General features: G+C 58.5%; 21 protein-coding genes. 19 read left to right on the forward strand and 2 right to left on the reverse strand.

The genetic code is table 11. The annotated features are described in order from the left end of the window. The first annotated feature begins 364 nt into the window (after positions 1–364). Both HS101_01100 and HS101_01105 read left to right on the forward strand, forming a co-directional pair. Complete coding sequence (locus HS101_01100; protein MBE7504863.1) at positions 365–1,714, forward strand: Glu/Leu/Phe/Val dehydrogenase; 1,350 nt, start codon at positions 365–367, stop codon at positions 1,712–1,714. Positions 1,715–1,776: 62 nt separating this feature from the next. Next, entirely contained in the window at positions 1,777–2,013 is a 237-nt protein-coding gene (locus HS101_01105; protein MBE7504864.1) for a hypothetical protein, read from the forward strand. Between the two features lie 104 nt (positions 2,014–2,117). Here HS101_01105 and HS101_01110 read toward each other — a convergent pair whose 3' ends face one another. After that, on the reverse strand, positions 2,118–3,437 hold the full coding sequence (locus HS101_01110; protein ID MBE7504865.1) for an IS1380 family transposase: 1,320 nt from the start codon (positions 3,435–3,437) through the stop codon (positions 2,118–2,120). A gap of 165 nt (positions 3,438–3,602) precedes the next feature. Here HS101_01110 and HS101_01115 point away from each other — a divergent pair, with 165 nt between their 5' ends. From HS101_01115 to HS101_01145, 7 genes are all read left to right on the forward strand, one after another. Beyond that, the gene (locus HS101_01115; GenBank protein MBE7504866.1) at positions 3,603–3,857 is read left to right on the forward strand and encodes a hypothetical protein; all 255 of its coding nucleotides are present in this window, start codon (positions 3,603–3,605) and stop codon (positions 3,855–3,857) included. Positions 3,858–3,931: 74 nt separating this feature from the next. Further along, entirely contained in the window at positions 3,932–4,279 is a 348-nt protein-coding gene (locus HS101_01120) for an HPF/RaiA family ribosome-associated protein (protein ID MBE7504867.1), read from the forward strand. A 67-nt stretch (positions 4,280–4,346) separates the two neighbouring features. Next, complete coding sequence (locus tag HS101_01125; protein ID MBE7504868.1) at positions 4,347–4,733, forward strand: hypothetical protein; 387 nt, start codon at positions 4,347–4,349, stop codon at positions 4,731–4,733. A gap of 342 nt (positions 4,734–5,075) precedes the next feature. Then, positions 5,076–5,570 (forward strand): DUF488 family protein, encoded by a 495-nt coding sequence (locus tag HS101_01130; protein MBE7504869.1) that lies wholly within the window; start codon positions 5,076–5,078, stop codon positions 5,568–5,570. Further along, positions 5,570–5,752 carry a hypothetical protein gene (locus tag HS101_01135; protein MBE7504870.1) on the forward strand — a complete coding sequence of 61 codons (183 nt, stop codon included), beginning with the start codon at positions 5,570–5,572 and terminating at the stop codon, positions 5,750–5,752. The genes HS101_01130 and HS101_01135 overlap by 1 nt, the downstream gene beginning before the upstream one ends. After that, positions 5,749–6,306, forward strand: a complete 558-nt coding sequence (locus HS101_01140; GenBank protein ID MBE7504871.1) for a hemerythrin domain-containing protein — start codon at positions 5,749–5,751, stop codon at positions 6,304–6,306. Before HS101_01135 ends, HS101_01140 begins: the two co-directional genes overlap by 4 nt. 108 nt (positions 6,307–6,414) lie before the next feature. Next, entirely contained in the window at positions 6,415–6,699 is a 285-nt protein-coding gene (locus HS101_01145; protein ID MBE7504872.1) for a hypothetical protein, read from the forward strand. 53 nt (positions 6,700–6,752) lie between these two features. On the opposite strand, the gene HS101_01150 is transcribed toward HS101_01145, so the two are convergent. After that, positions 6,753–8,273, reverse strand: coding sequence for an SLBB domain-containing protein (locus HS101_01150; protein MBE7504873.1), 1,521 nt, complete (start codon positions 8,271–8,273; stop codon positions 6,753–6,755). Positions 8,274–8,706: 433 nt separating this feature from the next. Here HS101_01150 and HS101_01155 point away from each other — a divergent pair, with 433 nt between their 5' ends. The 10 genes from HS101_01155 to sdhB all read left to right on the forward strand — a co-directional run bounded on the left by HS101_01155 (position 8,707) and on the right by sdhB (position 16,087). Further along, positions 8,707–9,045 carry a rhodanese-like domain-containing protein gene (locus tag HS101_01155; protein MBE7504874.1) on the forward strand — a complete coding sequence of 113 codons (339 nt, stop codon included), beginning with the start codon at positions 8,707–8,709 and terminating at the stop codon, positions 9,043–9,045. A gap of 183 nt (positions 9,046–9,228) precedes the next feature. Beyond that, positions 9,229–9,645 (forward strand): nucleoside diphosphate kinase regulator, encoded by a 417-nt coding sequence (gene rnk, locus HS101_01160; GenBank protein MBE7504875.1) that lies wholly within the window; start codon positions 9,229–9,231, stop codon positions 9,643–9,645. A 59-nt stretch (positions 9,646–9,704) separates the two neighbouring features. Further along, complete coding sequence (locus HS101_01165) at positions 9,705–9,959, forward strand: DUF2934 domain-containing protein (GenBank protein ID MBE7504876.1); 255 nt, start codon at positions 9,705–9,707, stop codon at positions 9,957–9,959. A gap of 847 nt (positions 9,960–10,806) precedes the next feature. Next, on the forward strand, positions 10,807–11,055 hold the full coding sequence (locus HS101_01170) for a DUF2934 domain-containing protein (GenBank protein MBE7504877.1): 249 nt from the start codon (positions 10,807–10,809) through the stop codon (positions 11,053–11,055). Between the two features lie 125 nt (positions 11,056–11,180). Further along, on the forward strand, positions 11,181–11,348 hold the full coding sequence (locus HS101_01175; GenBank protein ID MBE7504878.1) for a hypothetical protein: 168 nt from the start codon (positions 11,181–11,183) through the stop codon (positions 11,346–11,348). Positions 11,349–11,552: 204 nt separating this feature from the next. Then, positions 11,553–12,896, forward strand: a complete 1,344-nt coding sequence (locus tag HS101_01180; GenBank protein MBE7504879.1) for a cytochrome b/b6 domain-containing protein — start codon at positions 11,553–11,555, stop codon at positions 12,894–12,896. A gap of 98 nt (positions 12,897–12,994) precedes the next feature. After that, complete coding sequence (locus HS101_01185; protein MBE7504880.1) at positions 12,995–14,281, forward strand: IS256 family transposase; 1,287 nt, start codon at positions 12,995–12,997, stop codon at positions 14,279–14,281. Positions 14,282–14,336: 55 nt separating this feature from the next. After that, the gene (locus HS101_01190; protein MBE7504881.1) at positions 14,337–14,486 is read left to right on the forward strand and encodes a hypothetical protein; all 150 of its coding nucleotides are present in this window, start codon (positions 14,337–14,339) and stop codon (positions 14,484–14,486) included. Positions 14,487–14,555: 69 nt separating this feature from the next. Beyond that, positions 14,556–15,065: a PAS domain S-box protein gene (locus tag HS101_01195; protein ID MBE7504882.1), complete on the forward strand. Its 510-nt coding sequence runs from the start codon at positions 14,556–14,558 to the stop codon at positions 15,063–15,065. Positions 15,066–15,232: 167 nt separating this feature from the next. Next, positions 15,233–16,087, forward strand: coding sequence for a succinate dehydrogenase iron-sulfur subunit (sdhB, locus tag HS101_01200; GenBank protein ID MBE7504883.1), 855 nt, complete (start codon positions 15,233–15,235; stop codon positions 16,085–16,087). The last annotated feature ends 43 nt before the right edge of the window (positions 16,088–16,130 follow it).

Genomic DNA, 16,130 nt, shown 5'->3' on the forward strand with positions numbered 1-16,130 from the left:
AGGAAGATTGTTCGACGAAACCGGGTATCGAGGAGCTGCAACCTGATCGGCCCGCGTCGCAACACATGCTTATCGAGAGCATTGAATATGAATGGGCGACGCCGCTGAATCTTCCGGGACTGCTTGTGTCGCCAAATGATGCTTCGTCGCCGACGCGGCAAACGCGCGAGACCACTTGTGACCTCATCGCTTCCGAAGACGGCGACATTGCGAGCGCCTGCCAGCTTCCGGGACGATTGGTAAGCGAGTCCGGCATGCCCGAGGCGTCGCGCTCGGAGCATTCCGTCTCTCCACCGCAAGCTGCCGTGGATTTTTGCAACGTATTAAACGAAGAACCAGTTGGCCCGCACACGGAGACAGTTCCATGTTGACAGAGACACCGACCATCGCGACGGAAGCCCGCGGCATCGTCGAGCCGACACTGACGGACCGTGCCGCTGAAGCGCTTGATTCACCGGTCCGCAGAAGTCTCTATAACACTGTTTTGCAACAGTTCAACGCCGCCGCTGATTCAATGAGGTTGGATGCCGGCGTTCGAAAAATACTCGCCCGTCCCAAGAATGAGATTGTTGTGAACTTTCCGGTGCGCATGGACGACGGCCACATTGAAATGTTCGTGGGTTACCGAGTGCAGCACAACGACGCACTGGGTCCCTTCAAGGGCGGCCTGCGCTACCATCCGCATGTCGAAATTGACGAAGTTCGCGCGTTGGCGGCATGGATGACCTGGAAGTGCGCCGTCGTAGGCGTGCCGTTCGGCGGCGCCAAGGGCGGCATTCAAATTGATCCGAGTGATTATTCGCGGGCTGAGATTGAGCACATCACGCGGCGCTTTGTCTTCGCGTTGGGCGATAACATCGGTCCCGAGTACGACATCCCGGCTCCCGATGTGAACACGAATGCCCAGATCATGGCGTGGATACTTGACACCTATCTCTCGACGCGACCGGCACACGAACGGCAGTGCAACATCCACGTGGTCACTGGAAAGCCGATCGCCGCCGGCGGCAGCGAGGGCCGCGACAAAGCCACGGGCCAGGGCGTCGCATTCATCGTTGATGAATGGGCAAAAGACAACATGGTTGATCTGAGTCAGATGACATTCATGGTTCAGGGATTCGGTAACGTCGGGTCGTGGGCCGCGCGGCTACTTGTCCAGCGTGGCGCTCGATTGATCGCGGTCGAGGACGTTACAGGCGCTGTTCGAAACGATAGCGGGATCGACCCCGAGGACTTGCTGACTTATGTCCGGCGGTCCGGCAGCCTGGACGCCTATCCCAAGGCCGAGGTGATCACTCATCGCGAGTTCTTCGGGACGAAGGCCGACTTGTTCGTTCCTGCCGCCATGGAGAATCAGATCACCGCGACGACCGCGCCATGGCTCAAGGTCCGACTGGTAGTCGAGGCGGCCAATGGTCCGACGGACGCCGAGGGCGACAGGCTTCTCCGACAGAACGGCGTCGAGCTGCTGCCGGACATCCTGTGCAACAGCGGCGGCGTCATCGTGAGCTACTTCGAATGGCTCCAGAACAAGCGGAATGAGGCGTGGGATCTCGAAGAAGTTGACCGCCGTTTGCGAAGGATGATCACAAACGCCTATCGGTCCGTGCGACGAACAGAAAAGGAATCGAACGTCGACCCGCGGACGGCCGCGTATCTCGTCGCACTAAAACGCCTCGAACGACTGTACATGGAGCGGGGAATCTTCCCCTAGTGATACAGAGTCGAAGCATAAGGATATCGCGATCGAGGAATCGCATTTTTTGGGAGTCAGTCATGGCAGATGCAATTTACGTTCACAACTCGAACTCAATCACGAAACTGGCCCAAATCAAGGCAGACCTCGCCGCGAGTCCGTCGCTTCAGGCATTCTGGATTCTTCGTGTTGGATTCACGATTGCGCCGATCGTTGCCGGGTTCGATAAGTTTTTTCACTGGCTCGTTAACTGGGACCAATACGTCGCCCCGATCACCGCTAACCCGCATATTTCATCAGTGATCTTCGAATGGTGATGGACGGAGTTTTTCGGCTTTGTGCGTGAGCGGAGGGATGAAGGTGGAGGTTGGGGCGCGCAGAGCCCCCTTACCCCCAAGCGGTGATCAGGTTGTTTTTCGGGTCATGATGGGGCGGGCGGGATCAGGCGGAGTCGTGGAACCAGGGATCGCCACAGGTCCTGCAGGGGGCAGCTGCTCGACAGTCGCAGTACGACGCGGCGCACGGAGACGACCACCCGCGCGGCGACCTTGAGGAGTTTCAGGCGAATGGTGTTCACCTGGGCCTCGGCCAGTTCGGTGCCGGCCAGGGCCGTGCGGCGCAGCGTTTCCACCAGGACGTAGGCCGCCGAGGACAACAGCAGCCGGAACTGATTGGCCAGGAAGGCGTGGCAACTGGTGCGATCGGCGAAGAGCCCGAGCTGCTGCTCCTTGATGCGGTTCTCCATGTCGCCGCGGGCCGTGTACAGACCGTCGTAGATATCGTTCGGCGTGCGGTCGGTCAGGTTGGTCACCACGAATCGAACGTTGGGCCCCTGAACCAGCCGCTCGGCCTTGACGATCACGCGGCGCGGGCGATCCCAGGTCTGCGCCGCGTACTCGATCTCGTGGAAGTTCCGCACCTTCTGCTGCGTGGTGGCGAACTGGGCCTCGGCCGCCTGCATGAAGGACTCGGCCGCTTTCTCCAGGACGGTGTTGCGGGCCAGGCCCAGCACGTACTTGACGCCGTGCCGGTCGCACCATTTCATCATTCGCCGGCGGCAGAAGCCGGAATCCCCGCGGACGATGATCCGCACCCCGGGCCACGCCTGTCGCAAGCGCTGCACCAGCAGCTTCAGGATGGGCCAGGCGTGATGGGCCCCGTCGATGTTGCTGGGCCGCAGGTAGGAGACCAGCAGCCGCGAGCCGCAGAACACATACAGCGGTAGGAAGCAGTGGTGGTCGTAATAGCCGTGGAAGAAGCGGCCTTCCTGGTTGCCGTGGATCGGATCGTCGGTCGCGTCGAAGTCGAGGATCAATTCCTCCGGCGGCGATTCATAGGACGCGATGAACTGCTCCACCAGCACACGCGACATTCGTGCCAGGTCGCCGCGCGTGACGCGGTTCTCCAGCCGGCACAAGGTCGGACTGCTGGCCAGCGGCTCATCCGCGCTCGGCGGCCGCCCGGTCAGGACCGCCAGCACGGGATCGCTCCGCAGGGCTTGATGGTCGTTGAGATCTTCGTAGCCCATCGCAATGGCAAAGATGCGCTGGGCCAGCATGACCCGCTGGTCATGTTGAATTCGGGCCGGATCACGCGGGTCGTTGATGACCCCGGCCAGTTGATCGACCAGGCCCAGACGCCGCTCGACCTCCCGAAGCAGCAGACCCCCGGCGTCTGAGGTGAGCGTTCCGCCTGTGAAATCGGCCACGATTTTCTTGCGGCCGAGACTGGAAAAGAACATCGGTTTGCTGTTACAGTCTGTCACGAAAAAGCCTCCCTGCCTATGGACCGGAATGTTCTTACGAAACCCCAGTCTACAGGGCTTCGAGGCTTTTTCTATTCCTATTCAACGCCGACCTGATGAAATATTCGGGCTAATCTCGTGGGTGGGAATACCCACGGGTTCATGCTCGGGGTCGGTGTTATCGAGATCGTCGCCGGAATCGGCGTCGCCCTCTGGCCTCGGGTTTTCGCCTATGTGGTCGCGGCATGGCTCCTGGGAATCATCGCCAACCTGCTGATGATTCCGGGATACTACGACCTTGCATTGCGCGACCTTGGCCTGGCCCTGGGTGCTCTGGCGCTTGCACGACTGAGCAAACTTCACGGGCCCGAGCGGCCCTTGAGTGGTCTGTTCTCAAGGAAGAGCACGGTTCTGTAGCGTACCCAAAACTTCACCAGGGGTAAGACGGATCGGCCTCAAGCCAAAGACCCGGCAGACGGAAAGGAAATCCCATGCAAGTTCAAATTGTTACGCAGAGCCATCCTCTGGGTGATTGGAGTCGAGAGCACCTGCAAAATCGGCTTCGGCGTTCCCTGGCTCGTTTCGTCCATCGTATCGAAAGCGTGACGGTTAGCTTTGAGGACGTGAACGGGCCGCGCGGCGGAATCGACATCCAGTGTCGCATAAGGCTGCTCATGTTTCCGCGCGGAGAAATAAATGTTTCGGCGGTGGGGAAGTCGGCCTATTTGGCGATGCACAACGCGATCCAACGAGCCAAGCGGCGGCTAAGAAGGGCGGCTCCAGACCGGAGTCGTGACGCCGCGCACTATAATCTGCACAGTCTGAAGCTTGGATTGTAGACCATGATAGCGAGCGAGATTTTCCCCTTTCGTTAAGCGAATTGGGACTTGCAGAGGGAGTCCAGTCATGAACGTCAAGATTACCGACATAGAGCGAAACGGGGCTCGTGCACGGAGTGAATTGCCCCGCGAGTCCGATCGACTCATGAGAGTGGATCGCATAAGCAGACGGGCATTTCAGCGTGAGCTGAAACGAGCCAATTTTATCGATACGGAAAAAGCGCCACTAACGCCCGAGACCGCGCGCCCGACGAAGGTGTTTACGGAGTGCCGACCCACCCATGAGCAGATTCGTTTCCGCGCGCAGGAGCGTTACGAGGCGAGGATGTTAAGCGGCGTTGCCGGTGATGAGTTGAGCGACTGGCTCGCTGCCGAGCAGGATTGCTGGCGGGAGTCAATGACAGCCTGGCATCGATTGCAGGCGGCGTTGACACTAACGGAAGCAGGGACATAAGAGTCACCACCCGCGGAATTTGTGCGCCGCGGCGAGACAGGTTTCGTTGTTTCTGACATCCAGGACGCCATCGGCCGGAGCATTGGAACAGCATTGGCTAATCGCGAGCATGCTGATAAGATAGAGCACAAGAGCCGGCAAGTAACCGAAAATCAGTTCTCATGGACCGACATCGCCTGTCGCACCGAGGAAGTCTACGCGTCCGTATTGTAGCCTTCTCGTCGTAGCTGTTTGCGATGCGGTCTTGAGCGCCTTTGGTTGCCAGGTAGGTGCGCATACGGCAAGTATTAACACAAGCCCGTGGAGAAGCCCATGTCCGCAGGGAAAGCCAAGGCAAAACGCATGTCTGGCGTCCCAATTAAGCATGGGACGTCTCCGGCAATTTCCCGCTCGTCGCATGCTTCGCGAGCAGCTAATGAAGGCCGCCAACAGCGAAGGACACCCGAGCGCAGGACGAAGCGCAAGGTCGATCGAATTCGAATCAAGCGCGCCTATGATACAGCGACCGCTCCGGACGGGCATCGGGTGCTCGTAGACCACATCTGGCCACGCGGGCTCTCGAAAGATGTCCTCCGGATCGAAACTTGGCTCAAGACAATCGCTCCGAGCACGCCGCTGCGAAAGTGGTTCGACCACGAGCCGGAGAAGTGGGACGGATTCCGCGCGAAATACGCCGCGGAGCTTCGCCAGAAGCCGGACGAGGTCACATTTCTCTTGGAACTCGCCCGCGAGGGTGTCGTAACGCTCGTCTACGCCGCTCGCGATGAAGCGCACAACAACGCATTGGCGCTGGCAGAATTCCTGCGCGGACTAGAATACAGCTCAAGGAGAAGGTGATGCGTACCAAAGAAGTCGGCACTACTCATCCTCGCGCGGAATGCGATCTCGACGAAATCCTCGCGGACAAGCGAATGCTCTCTGAGGGCTGCCCGAATGTACAGCCGATTGCACAGCTTCCGAAGTCGTCCCCGTGCCAGCCGGAGAAATCGGCTTCGGAAACCGAAAAGGAGCGTCAATGATTTCTCTCAATGTAAATTCGCCCATACATGACTTTGACGAGCCCCTCGGTCTTTTGTCTGACTGCCATCGCCGGATCGAACACTTTCTCGCGGCGCTCATTCGAGTGGCGCAGGAGTTCGGCGACCGTGCGCTTACGGCAGAAGCTGCTAATGCCATCCGAGTCTGCCGACGCTATTTCACTCTTGCGGCTCCCAGGCACACGGCTGATGAGGAAGAATCGTTGTTTCCTCGGATGAGGGCTGCCGCCGACGCGCTCGGAGAGTCCTACGAGGCTCTCGATAGGCTGGAGGCCGACCATGAGGAGGCCCAAGACCTTCACGCAAGAGTCGATGGCGTGCTCGAACAATGGTTGAGCGAAGGGCTGCTCCCGGCGACCCAATTACGGGAACTGCTTGCAATGCTTGAGAAGCTTCAGGCGCTGTATCTGGAACACATCGGCATCGAAGACCGGGAGATATTTCCAGTGGCGGCTGATTTGCTATCAGCGGAGCAACTCGCGGACGTCGGACGCGAAATGCAAGATCGAAGGCGAACTATGCATTTAGATGTTTAGAGCTCAACGAGCCTTCTGAGGCGCCCTCCGCCCTGCGATTGGGCAATGGTTTGTAGTTGCCTCCATTATTCAAGTTTATTCGTAAGGACAAGGCGTCGACGGTGATCGATGAGACTCGAACGTATCAAGCACGGCACGCGGCTTCGAGTCCGGCAATCGGTCGTGAGTCCGTCGAGGGGGCTCTGGACGACGACAACGGAGGGGACGTTCTTGCAGTATTACAAGGAAAGACGTTCAGTTCTTCAGAATTGGTTCGCCCACAGTGAATCCGGGCAGCTCCCGCTCATGCGCCTGAGAATCCTATTGGACGATGGAAGCATCACGGACCTCGTATTGCAGCGAGATGTCGAGATCGAGGTTCTCTCAAAAGTAACGGACGCCGGGGCCGTCTAGTACCGACTGCGTATTTGTCGATATTATTTTTCAATCCGTCGCGGCGCCCTCCACTAGCGGCTTTCAAGCCACTGCCGCAGAGTGTCGTTGACTTGTTTTTCCAGGTCGACGCTGCCTGATCGCGCGAGCGCGAGGAACGCCTCCCGCACGTCGGGTTCCAGATGGATGGACACCGGTCCATGGGACGTAGCGGCTGGCGCCGCCGGTTTGGGAACAGGATGCCGCGGCACGCTGTAGCTCCAATCGGGATTCTTGTGCTCTTGGAACTCGTCGTACTCGAATGCACCGATGGCTTCGTTGAAATCCTTGATCTTCGGGATCGGCACCGTCTCTCGGGCCTCCGCGCTCCCCGCCTGCAATGCGTCAAACTCATGCCGAAAACGCGTCATCAGGCTGGTTATCAACATCGAACCCTGGACCGGCAGGTAGCATCGGTTGGCCTGGGGTGCGTGTTGCGCGCCTGCAAGCGCTCGATCGAAGTCGTCCTCGCCCGCTCCCTCCATCGAGAAGTATTTGTCCAGCGTGGTCGAGGCCGTTCGCAAACCGTGCTTGCATGCCGTGCATTGATTGCACGATTCCACGTATAGAAACCGCGCCACCATTTGCGCGATCCGCGGCGCGCTTGTACCCTCACAATAGGCAATGAATCCGGCAGATCCCAGGCCGCTGCCGATCATATGCAGCGAGCCAAACTCCGCCGGTGTATCAAATTTATCAGGCATGATCACGCCCGTAGCGACGCCCGAGAGCACTACCTTGAAGTCCCGTCCCTGGCTTGGACCGCCGGCCACTTCATAAAGCAATTGACGAATGGTGATTCCTGCCGGTCGCTCGTAGACGCCCGGCCGCGATACATCCCCGCACAGCGTAAAGATGCAGGTGCCCGGCGTATCCGCCGTGCCGATCGCGCGAAAGTTCGCCGCCCCGTTGCGTACTATGCTCGCAACGTGGGCAAAGGTTTCTGCGTTGTTGACCAGCGCCGGATTCGGAGAGCCCGGCTTGGCGAATAAGCCAAGCTCGTACGGTGGATAATGTGCTTCTCGTGGGAGCGGCCCTGCACCATCAATGACGTTTAGCAGCGCCTTTTCCTCGCCGAGCAGGTATTCCTCCGGCCCCTCCACGATCGTGAACCGCAGGCCCTCCAGCAGGCCCATTTTCCAGAACTCGTTCAGAGCATCCTTGATACGCTGAATTTCCAATGCAAACGACGTCTTGAGACCAATGTACAGATGCTGCGCCCCGATGACATGCGCCGCTATCAACATGCCCTCGATTGTCGAATATGGGTTCTTGCGAAGAAGATAGCGGTCCTTAAACGTCCCCGGCTCTCCCTCCGCCGCATTGCAAACCACGAATCGCGTCGGGCACGAATGCGTCTGCAGAGTCCGCCACTTGGTGCCGGTCGGAAAACCAGCCCCGCCCCGGCCGCGCAATCCCGACTGTCGGATTTCGTTCAATACAAGCTCGGACGTCAGCGATCGTGCTTTGACAACGGCATTCTCGCCCGTGTCTTCCAGATATGCTTGGTAGGATCCGTAAGCCTCACGCGGTAATAGCCAGTATGGATTCTGCATGCTCGTCTCCTTCGCGTAGTAGAAGTCGCCGGTTGACTGAATCCGGCACTTCACGTTCCACACAAGCCTCCGTGGGCTGCGGCAGTGCGCCCGTGAGGGTAACTGGAGTTGGCGATTCTCTCGTCAATCCCGGTTTCGGCCCATCTTACAGACATCGATTGCGAAACTCTGCGCGTCAGCAAAGGGCATCATGCGGAACGCAAGGGCTCGACGGTGACGGTTCAATTCTTCCCGAAGGGACACAACGCCCCGCTCCCAGCAACCATCCAACCGAGATTCTGATCAAAAAACGCGGTTTTTTTGTCAAATCATGGTTGGCACGTTGATTGCCCATATACGTTCGGCGAGGGAGATGATTGTTGGTCATACCTTCGAAGGGGCGCTGCTGCGAGTGGCAGCCGCCAAGGACTTTTTACGTCAAAGGAGACGCACAATGAAAACGATTACCACAAACGAGCTCAAGACACTCAAGAGCCAAAATGGAAATCTTACCCTGGTCAACACCCTGAGCGCCGCGGCTTTTGAGGGAACCAAGATTCCCGGCGCGGTCAACATTCCGCTGGAGAGCAGCGATTTCGTAGCCCGCGTGGAGCAAAAGGCGGGCAGCAAAGCAAAGCCGGTCGTCGTTTATTGCGCCAGCAAGGAGTGCAACTCCTCGGAAGACGCGGCGAAGAAACTGGAAGCAGCCGGCTTCACCGCCGTTTCGCGTTACACCGATGGCGCTGCGGCCTGGCAGAAGGATGCGGGAGTACACGCCGGCCACTGTGGCTAAGTAGTACTCACCACGATGCGGTGGAATTCCCGGTCAGCGGGGCCAACTCTCGGCTGGCACGCTGACCGCCACTGTAATTTAGCTTTTTTCGGGCCGCATGACCAGTGAGCCTGACGTGCCCGTTGCGGTTCATTCAGACCTTATGTTTGATGATTTCTCAAGAGCAACATTTACGGTGGCAACATGAACAAACGAAATATCTATATCACGCACCATGACATGAATCGGTTACGCGAGCTGCTTCGCAGCACTCGTGATCCGTTCGGCAAGGAAAGACCTTACCTGGATGCGTTGCGCGCAGAACTCGAACGCGCCAAGATCGTGGCCCCGGAAGCGATCGACGCCGACATTGTCACGATGAACTCCACGGTGCAGGTGCGCGACGATGACGGGAGTCGCGACACGACGCTCACGCTTGTATTCCCCGAGGATGCGGATCCGGAGTCCGGTCGGATTTCGGTGATCGCACCTCTCGGCGCCGCTCTTTTGGGCTACCGCGTGGGCGCTCGCGTTTCGTTCAATCTGCCCAGCGGCCGGCGGACCTGCGAGATCATGAAAGTGTTGTATCAGCCCGAGGCCGCTGGCGACTTGCACCTGTAGCAGCCGGGGACAGTGAAGATGATCGTTAGTGGAACTGAACCTTCAGTAGGAGAGCTGAAATGGCACGCAAAAACAAGACCGGACTTAAACCAGCGGCGTTGAAATCCGCAACGAAGTCCGCATCGACCAGACCGAGTGAAGAACGAGTCCGTTCCCGGGCGTACGAAATCTATACCGAGCGTCGCCACAGCGGCGTATACGGTCACGCAACGGACGATTGGATTGCCGCCGAGCGCCAACTGCAGGCCCGAGACAAAAAGGCCCAGGACTCCGCGGTGGTCGCCGCCGCCTTTATGTGGGCGGAATACAGGTAATCCGTCATTGAGTTCCTCACCGCGTGGCTTCCGCGCTTTGACTGTGCCAATTCAGACCGCGGGAAACAGAACGACAACGTGAATCGGATTGATGAAGCGGTAATGCACTTCCAATAACCGGGCCGCGTTTGGAGTCAGGTTCAATATTACCGAGTCTCAAAGGAGAATCGAGAAATGAATACGAGGCGCGATATGTCGTTCACGAAATACACTCCAACGAAGGAGCTGCTGGCAGCCGTCATTATTACCGCACTCGCTTGTGCCTGGGCGCTCTCGCTCGATGCAACGGACCTCATCGCGAGCGTGGTGGGGTGGCTCCTCCTGGCGTCCCTTCTTGTGCTGGTATTGCAGTCGTTGCGGATTCGATGGTACATGCGCGACTTTGTGCGTTCGAGACTACCTGAGAGTGAGCGAACACATGCGGAAAAATGGACCTTGAGGATTCGGCGCCCACAGGAGGCGCCCAATCTAACCGCCCGCCAGGCCGAGAGCGATTTTTACGAGCGGCTATGCGTTGAACGAATGCTCTACGAGGGATGCCCGAATGTGAACGCGATTTGGAAGCCTGCTTCCGCAACGGGTCAACGGCGACATCGAGCACTTCTCGATGATCGCGCATCTGAGCCCAATCGGTCAATCCATCGTCGGCGGCAATTCAATCCGATGCCGGATCGGTCGGCGTGACGCAGGGCGACCAGGATTTGCAGTCGGCCGAGTTCGTAGAATTCGCGCGCCCCTCATGTATCGTTTTTTGGGCGAGAATTCAGTCGGTTGTCGCAATCATCGCCGGAGCGTTTCCAGCGAGTCGATTTCAATAACCACTTTGGGGGGAGAAACGGGTACCGCAATGTCGCACAACAATCGCCATCGCAAATCTACTAAGCCACGGTCGCAGTTCAGCACCGCACCCGAGCAGGCCGCAGACACCGTCGAAGCCGATTCTCGTGACGATAAATGCACCGTTGATCGCATTCGCATTCGCGCGTTTCAGATTTCCCAGGATCGCCGCGGCGGACCAGGCGACGAGCGCTCTGACTGGTTACAGGCCGAGAGGGAGCTTCAGTCTGTGGATAAGGGAGTAGCGCCAGGCTATTAAAGCAGCACCCCCTGCATTCGCACGTCGTCTCAAGATTTTACACGAAATGGTCACTAAGATCGAGCGGCACTTCACCGAATCTCGCGATGGTGAAGCATAGATTCTTGACCTTCGGTTGGACAACCATGCACGACCGTTCCACCAGTGATTTCGGCTTAGGTGTGCATCTTCCCGATCTTCCGACCGCGGAACTGACAATTGGCGCGACGAATCGTTTCACGTTTCGTTGGATCGACTTCAACAGCCAGGACAATGGACGCGAATCGATACCGGATCGTTTCCCGGCGCGCTAGGAGACGAAGTCGAAACGCTGGTTTGCCTCTCTGCCACTCGTCCATTTCCTACGAGCTGCTTGCAGAGTGATGATTATGAATATTCGTCGTAAATCGCTGCTGCTGCTCGCGTCGCCGTTGCTAATCCTGGTTGCCGCGGCTTACATGCAATGGGGCGCACTCGGCTTGCCCCCGTTGCCCGCTTTACAAACATTGAATTTGGAATTGACCGCGGAACCTCGCGGTTTCCCAGATTGGTTAAGGATCACGCATTACGTCAATTTTCTTTTTCTGGTCCTGCTTATCCGCAGCGGGCTGCAGATTCTCATGGACCACCCTCGGCTGTACTGGAACCACCATTGCACGCCCGGCACGGAGTGGCTTCGGCTCACGCCTGTCAAAGTGCCCACGGACCGTGTTTGGACCGCCAAGGATGACTCTCGCTATCTCTCACCCTGGATCGGCCTGCCTGGCTATCGACACTCCATTGGCATTGCCCGCCATTGGCACTTTCTCAGCGTGCTGTTCTGGGTGGGCAATGGATTGGTCTTTGTGATCCTTCTGTTCGTGACTGACCAGTGGAAGCGCCTCGTGCCCCACTCTTGGCAAATCGTCCCCGATGCATGGGCTGTCTTCGTTCACTACGCCACCTTCCACTTGCCGCCGGAGCCGAACGGCTTCTACCACTACAACGCCCTACAGCAACTCTCGTACTTTGGGGTGGTGTTCATCCTGGCGCCGCTGGCGATTCTCAGCGGGCCCTCCATGTCGCCTGCACTGACGAATCGATTCCACTGGTATCCGAAGCTGCCCGGCAACAGGCAAATCGGCCGGTCGCTGCATTTTCTCGTCATGTGTGCGTTCGTCCTCTTTGTGATCGCACATGTGGCGATGGTGGCGATCACTGGATTCGTGCGGAACATGAATCACATCGTCGTCGGCGTGGATGACACCGGTATGACGGGCGTGTACCTCGGCGCAATGGGAGTGGGAGTCATTGTTGCGGCAAACGCACTGGCGAACTGGCTGGCGTGGCGGCGGCCGCGGCTCGTGCAGCATGCCGCCAAGGCGATCGTCACACCGGTGATGTCGTTTCTTCTCGATCGTCCCACTCCACAGGCTGAGTTCAGCCGCGAAGACATCTCTCCGTTCCTCTGGGCCAACGGCAAATTGCCAACCTGCGAGGAATGGACCACTTTGGCAACCAACAGCTTCGAAGGCTATCGGCTGAGAGTATCCGGCCTGGTGGAGAATCCGGTCGAACTATCCTTGGACGAGCTGCATGCACTCGGAAAGAAGACGCAGATCACGCTGCATCACTGCATCCAGGGATGGTCGGGCATCGCCGCGTGGAGTGGGCTTCCGATGGCGGAACTGATCCGACTTGTACAGCCGAAACCCAACGCAAAGGCGGTTGTCTTCCATTCGTTCGGTGATGGCGTCGCGCTCCACGAGGGCGTCGTGGGCGTTCGGTATTACGACAGCCTCTCGATCAAGAACGCCATGAACGACCACACGCTGCTGGCGTATGAAATGAACGACCAGCCGCTCAACCATCTCGAGCTATAACCGAATTTCGTTGATGGTGGCGGGATAAAAAAAGGCGGCGTACTCTCGGGACTTGTTCGAGGTTCCGAGCCGCCCACGATGGGCAGAGGAGTACGCCGATGCAGGAGAGTAACGAGTCGATCGAGACGATTCCAGTCCCCAGCCGAGACGTTTTGACGGAGATTCTGCGGGACGGGGCCCAACGGCTCCTGGGCCAGGCGATCGAGGCGGAGGTCGATGGCTGGATCGAAGGGCACGCCGATCTGCGCGATCCGCAAGGCCGCCGGCAGGTGGTCAAGAACGGCCATCATCCCACCCGGACCCTCGTCACCGGCGTCGGGCCGGTGGAGGTGACGCAGCCGCGGGTGTGGGACCGTCGGATCGTCGGCCGCGGCGAGGCCGGCGAAGCGTTGGATGCAAATGGCCAGGCCGTGGAGCGGTTCTGTTCGTCGATTTTGCCGCCGTACCTGCGGAAGACGAAGGCCATCGAGGAGTTGATCCCCTGGCTGTACCTCAAGGGCATCAGCACCGGAGACTTCAGCGAGGCCCTGCAGGCGCTGGTCGGTCCCCAGGCGGCGGGGCTCAGCGCCACGACGATCACGCGTTTGATGACGAGTTGGCAGGACGAGTACCAGTCATGGAATCGCCGCTCCCTGGAAGGCAAGCACTACGTGTACCTCTGGGCGGATGGGATTCACTTCAACATCCGCCTGGAGGAAGACCGGCAGTGCATTCTGGTGCTGATGGGCGCGAGGGCGGACGGCCGCAAGGAGCTGATCGCGGTGGTCGACGGCCATCGCGAGAGCGAGCAGTCGTGGTATTCGCTGCTGCTGGACTGCCAACAACGGGGCATGACGATCGACCCGAAGCTGGCCACGGCGGACGGAGCGCTGGGCTTCTGGGCGGCGCTGCCGAAGGTCTATTCGACGACCCGGGCGCAGCGCTGCTGGGTGCACAAGACGGCCAACGTGTTGGACAAGATGCCCAAGCGGGTGCAGACCGGCGCGAAGGCCAAGCTGCACGAGATCTGGATGGCGCCGACGCGGGAGAATGCGAACCAGGCGTTCGATCACTTCGTGGCCCACTACGCGGCCAAATACCCCGGCGCGGCCGAGTGCCTGGTGAAGGATCGCGAGGTGCTGCTGACGTTCTACGACTTCCCGGCCGAGCACTGGCGGCACCTGCGGACGACGAATCCGATCGAAAGTACGTTCGCCACGGTGCGGCTGCGTCACCGCCGGACCAAAGGCAACGGCAGTCGGATCGCGTGTCTGGCAATGGTGTTCAAGCTGTGCGAGTCCGCCGCGAACCACTGGCGGCTGCTCAATGGCGCGACGCTGCTTCCCGATGTCATCGCCGGTGTGAAGTTCGTCAATGGAGAAAAGGCCGAGAGAAACGCCGCCTGATTACCGCGTCATCAACGAAATTTGACCATTACTCAACCATCTCCACGGCGCACCGCTGCGCTTGCGCGTCGAGAACCAACTAGGTTTTAAGATGGTCAAGTGGATCCAGTCGATCGAGTTCGTCGAGGATGTCCAGTCGATCGGTAAGGGTGAAGGGGGCTTCGCCGAGGACTACGAATACTTCGGTGAGCTGGCCAGTATTTGATGGAGAACTATTCCCATGAAAAATAAAGTATCCAAGCCGCCGCCGGAATGTGCCGCACCTACAGCGCCTATGGCCAACTTGGACCTGTTTCGGCTGGCTATTGACCAAGGGCCGGACGCCGTCATCCTGGCGGACCTGGAGGGGAGAATTCGGATCTGGAACAATGCCGCCGCCGAGCGCTTTGGTTTTGGCCGGGACGAAGCAATCGGCCAGAGCCTGGACATCATCATTCCAGATCATCTCCGGCATGCTCATTGGAAAGGCTTTGGGATAGCGATTGTGTCCGGCCGCACCAAGTATGGAAAACGCGCTCTAAGGACGAGGGCAGTCCATAAGACCGGCCGAAAGCTCTATGTCAGCCTTGCTTTCTCAATCGTCAAGGATGGAGAGGGGAAAGTGATTGGAGCAATGGCAACGGCCCGCGACCTAAAAGAGAATTCCGATCCAATGGGGCCGCTTCCCCGAAGCCTCAAACGAAATCGCGCTGTCTCAGCGGACGCGTCAAAACCCAATTCCGTTGTAAGTCCTTCCGGCGAAGGCATGACTCAGGACGACGGGAGGGCTTGTGCGGCCAAATAGAAACGCGGATTCTTTCATTTGCCCTGAAAGCCGGGAAACCCCCGTTTGGGCCACGCCCGGGCCATTTGTTCGACGAGAGCATATGATTCATTCTGTGTTCTCGCTTGGTAGTGGAATTGTTGCAGAAATCTGCCCTGATCGAGAACTTCGCTATTCTGGATATTAAGATGAACCAATCTACGGTCTCAACGGCACTGCCGAAAACCCAATTTGCCGTGCGCATCCTCCGCCAGGATCGACCTGGCCTGCCGAGCTACTGGGAAACGTTTTCACTGGAACACGTACCGGGAATGAACGTGACGAGTGTACTCCAACATATCGCCGCGCAACCACGAACGACCTCAGGCCGCGAAGTTGCACCGGTTGCTTACGATGCCAGTTGCCTGGAGGAGGTTTGTGGCTCTTGCACGATGCTGATCAATGGGCGCGTTCGACAGGCGTGTTCCGCACTGGTCGATCGGCTGTTGGAGCAGCATCCTCAGCAAATCGAACTGCGCCCCATGAGTAAGTTTCCCGTCATGCGCGATCTGGTGGTGGATCGTCGACGACTGTTTCGCGCATTGGAAAAACTAAAATGCTGGATCCCGGTCGACGGCTACTACGACACGGGCCCTGGACCTCGTCAATCGCCGGACGATCAGGAACAATTATATCCGCTTAGTAAGTGCATGAGTTGCGGCTGCTGTCTGGAAGCTTGTCCGCAATACAGCAAGGTTGATCCGAAGCCGCTGCCGGATGAAACGAGCGAACAATTGAGCCAACGCCAGAACGACACTTTCGATCAGGCGTTCATCGGGGCCGCCGCCATGAATCAGGCGGTCCTGATAAATTCGAATCCGACCGGGCGTATGACTGCGCGTCAGCGGCTCGACGCCCTGATTGCACCCGGGGGGATTCAAAACTGCGGAAAGGCCGCAAACTGTGAGGCGGTGTGTCCCCAGGAAATCCCGCTCATGTCTTCGTGGGGTCGTGCCGGCCGCGCCGCCACAATACATGCGATCAAGTCGTTTTTTGACAAATAGAAGGGGCGGACGCTGTTGGTCGGCACTTAATGAAAGGACCAGG

This window comes from Planctomycetia bacterium, assembly GCA_015075745.1.
Classification (GTDB): Bacteria; Planctomycetota; Phycisphaerae; order UBA1845; family UTPLA1; genus UTPLA1.

What these genes read in the sequence shown, in the direction of transcription:
- HS101_01100 (MBE7504863.1), top strand. Translation starts at nt 365, where the DNA reads ATGTTGACAGAGACACCGACCATCGCGACGGAAGCCCGCGGCATCGTC.
- HS101_01105 (MBE7504864.1), top strand. Translation starts at nt 1,777, where the DNA reads ATGGCAGATGCAATTTACGTTCACAACTCGAACTCAATCACGAAACTG.
- HS101_01110 (MBE7504865.1), bottom strand. Translation starts at nt 3,437, where the DNA reads ATGTTCTTTTCCAGTCTCGGCCGCAAGAAAATCGTGGCCGATTTCACA.
- HS101_01115 (MBE7504866.1), top strand. Translation starts at nt 3,603, where the DNA reads ATGCTCGGGGTCGGTGTTATCGAGATCGTCGCCGGAATCGGCGTCGCC.
- HS101_01120 (MBE7504867.1), top strand. Translation starts at nt 3,932, where the DNA reads ATGCAAGTTCAAATTGTTACGCAGAGCCATCCTCTGGGTGATTGGAGT.
- HS101_01125 (MBE7504868.1), top strand. Translation starts at nt 4,347, where the DNA reads ATGAACGTCAAGATTACCGACATAGAGCGAAACGGGGCTCGTGCACGG.
- HS101_01130 (MBE7504869.1), top strand. Translation starts at nt 5,076, where the DNA reads ATGTCTGGCGTCCCAATTAAGCATGGGACGTCTCCGGCAATTTCCCGC.
- HS101_01135 (MBE7504870.1), top strand. Translation starts at nt 5,570, where the DNA reads ATGCGTACCAAAGAAGTCGGCACTACTCATCCTCGCGCGGAATGCGAT.
- HS101_01140 (MBE7504871.1), top strand. Translation starts at nt 5,749, where the DNA reads ATGATTTCTCTCAATGTAAATTCGCCCATACATGACTTTGACGAGCCC.
- HS101_01145 (MBE7504872.1), top strand. Translation starts at nt 6,415, where the DNA reads ATGAGACTCGAACGTATCAAGCACGGCACGCGGCTTCGAGTCCGGCAA.
- HS101_01150 (MBE7504873.1), bottom strand. Translation starts at nt 8,273, where the DNA reads ATGCAGAATCCATACTGGCTATTACCGCGTGAGGCTTACGGATCCTAC.
- HS101_01155 (MBE7504874.1), top strand. Translation starts at nt 8,707, where the DNA reads ATGAAAACGATTACCACAAACGAGCTCAAGACACTCAAGAGCCAAAAT.
- rnk (MBE7504875.1), top strand. Translation starts at nt 9,229, where the DNA reads ATGAACAAACGAAATATCTATATCACGCACCATGACATGAATCGGTTA.
- HS101_01165 (MBE7504876.1), top strand. Translation starts at nt 9,705, where the DNA reads ATGGCACGCAAAAACAAGACCGGACTTAAACCAGCGGCGTTGAAATCC.
- HS101_01170 (MBE7504877.1), top strand. Translation starts at nt 10,807, where the DNA reads ATGTCGCACAACAATCGCCATCGCAAATCTACTAAGCCACGGTCGCAG.
- HS101_01175 (MBE7504878.1), top strand. Translation starts at nt 11,181, where the DNA reads ATGCACGACCGTTCCACCAGTGATTTCGGCTTAGGTGTGCATCTTCCC.
- HS101_01185 (MBE7504880.1), top strand. Translation starts at nt 12,995, where the DNA reads ATGCAGGAGAGTAACGAGTCGATCGAGACGATTCCAGTCCCCAGCCGA.
- HS101_01195 (MBE7504882.1), top strand. Translation starts at nt 14,556, where the DNA reads ATGGCCAACTTGGACCTGTTTCGGCTGGCTATTGACCAAGGGCCGGAC.
- sdhB (MBE7504883.1), top strand. Translation starts at nt 15,233, where the DNA reads ATGAACCAATCTACGGTCTCAACGGCACTGCCGAAAACCCAATTTGCC.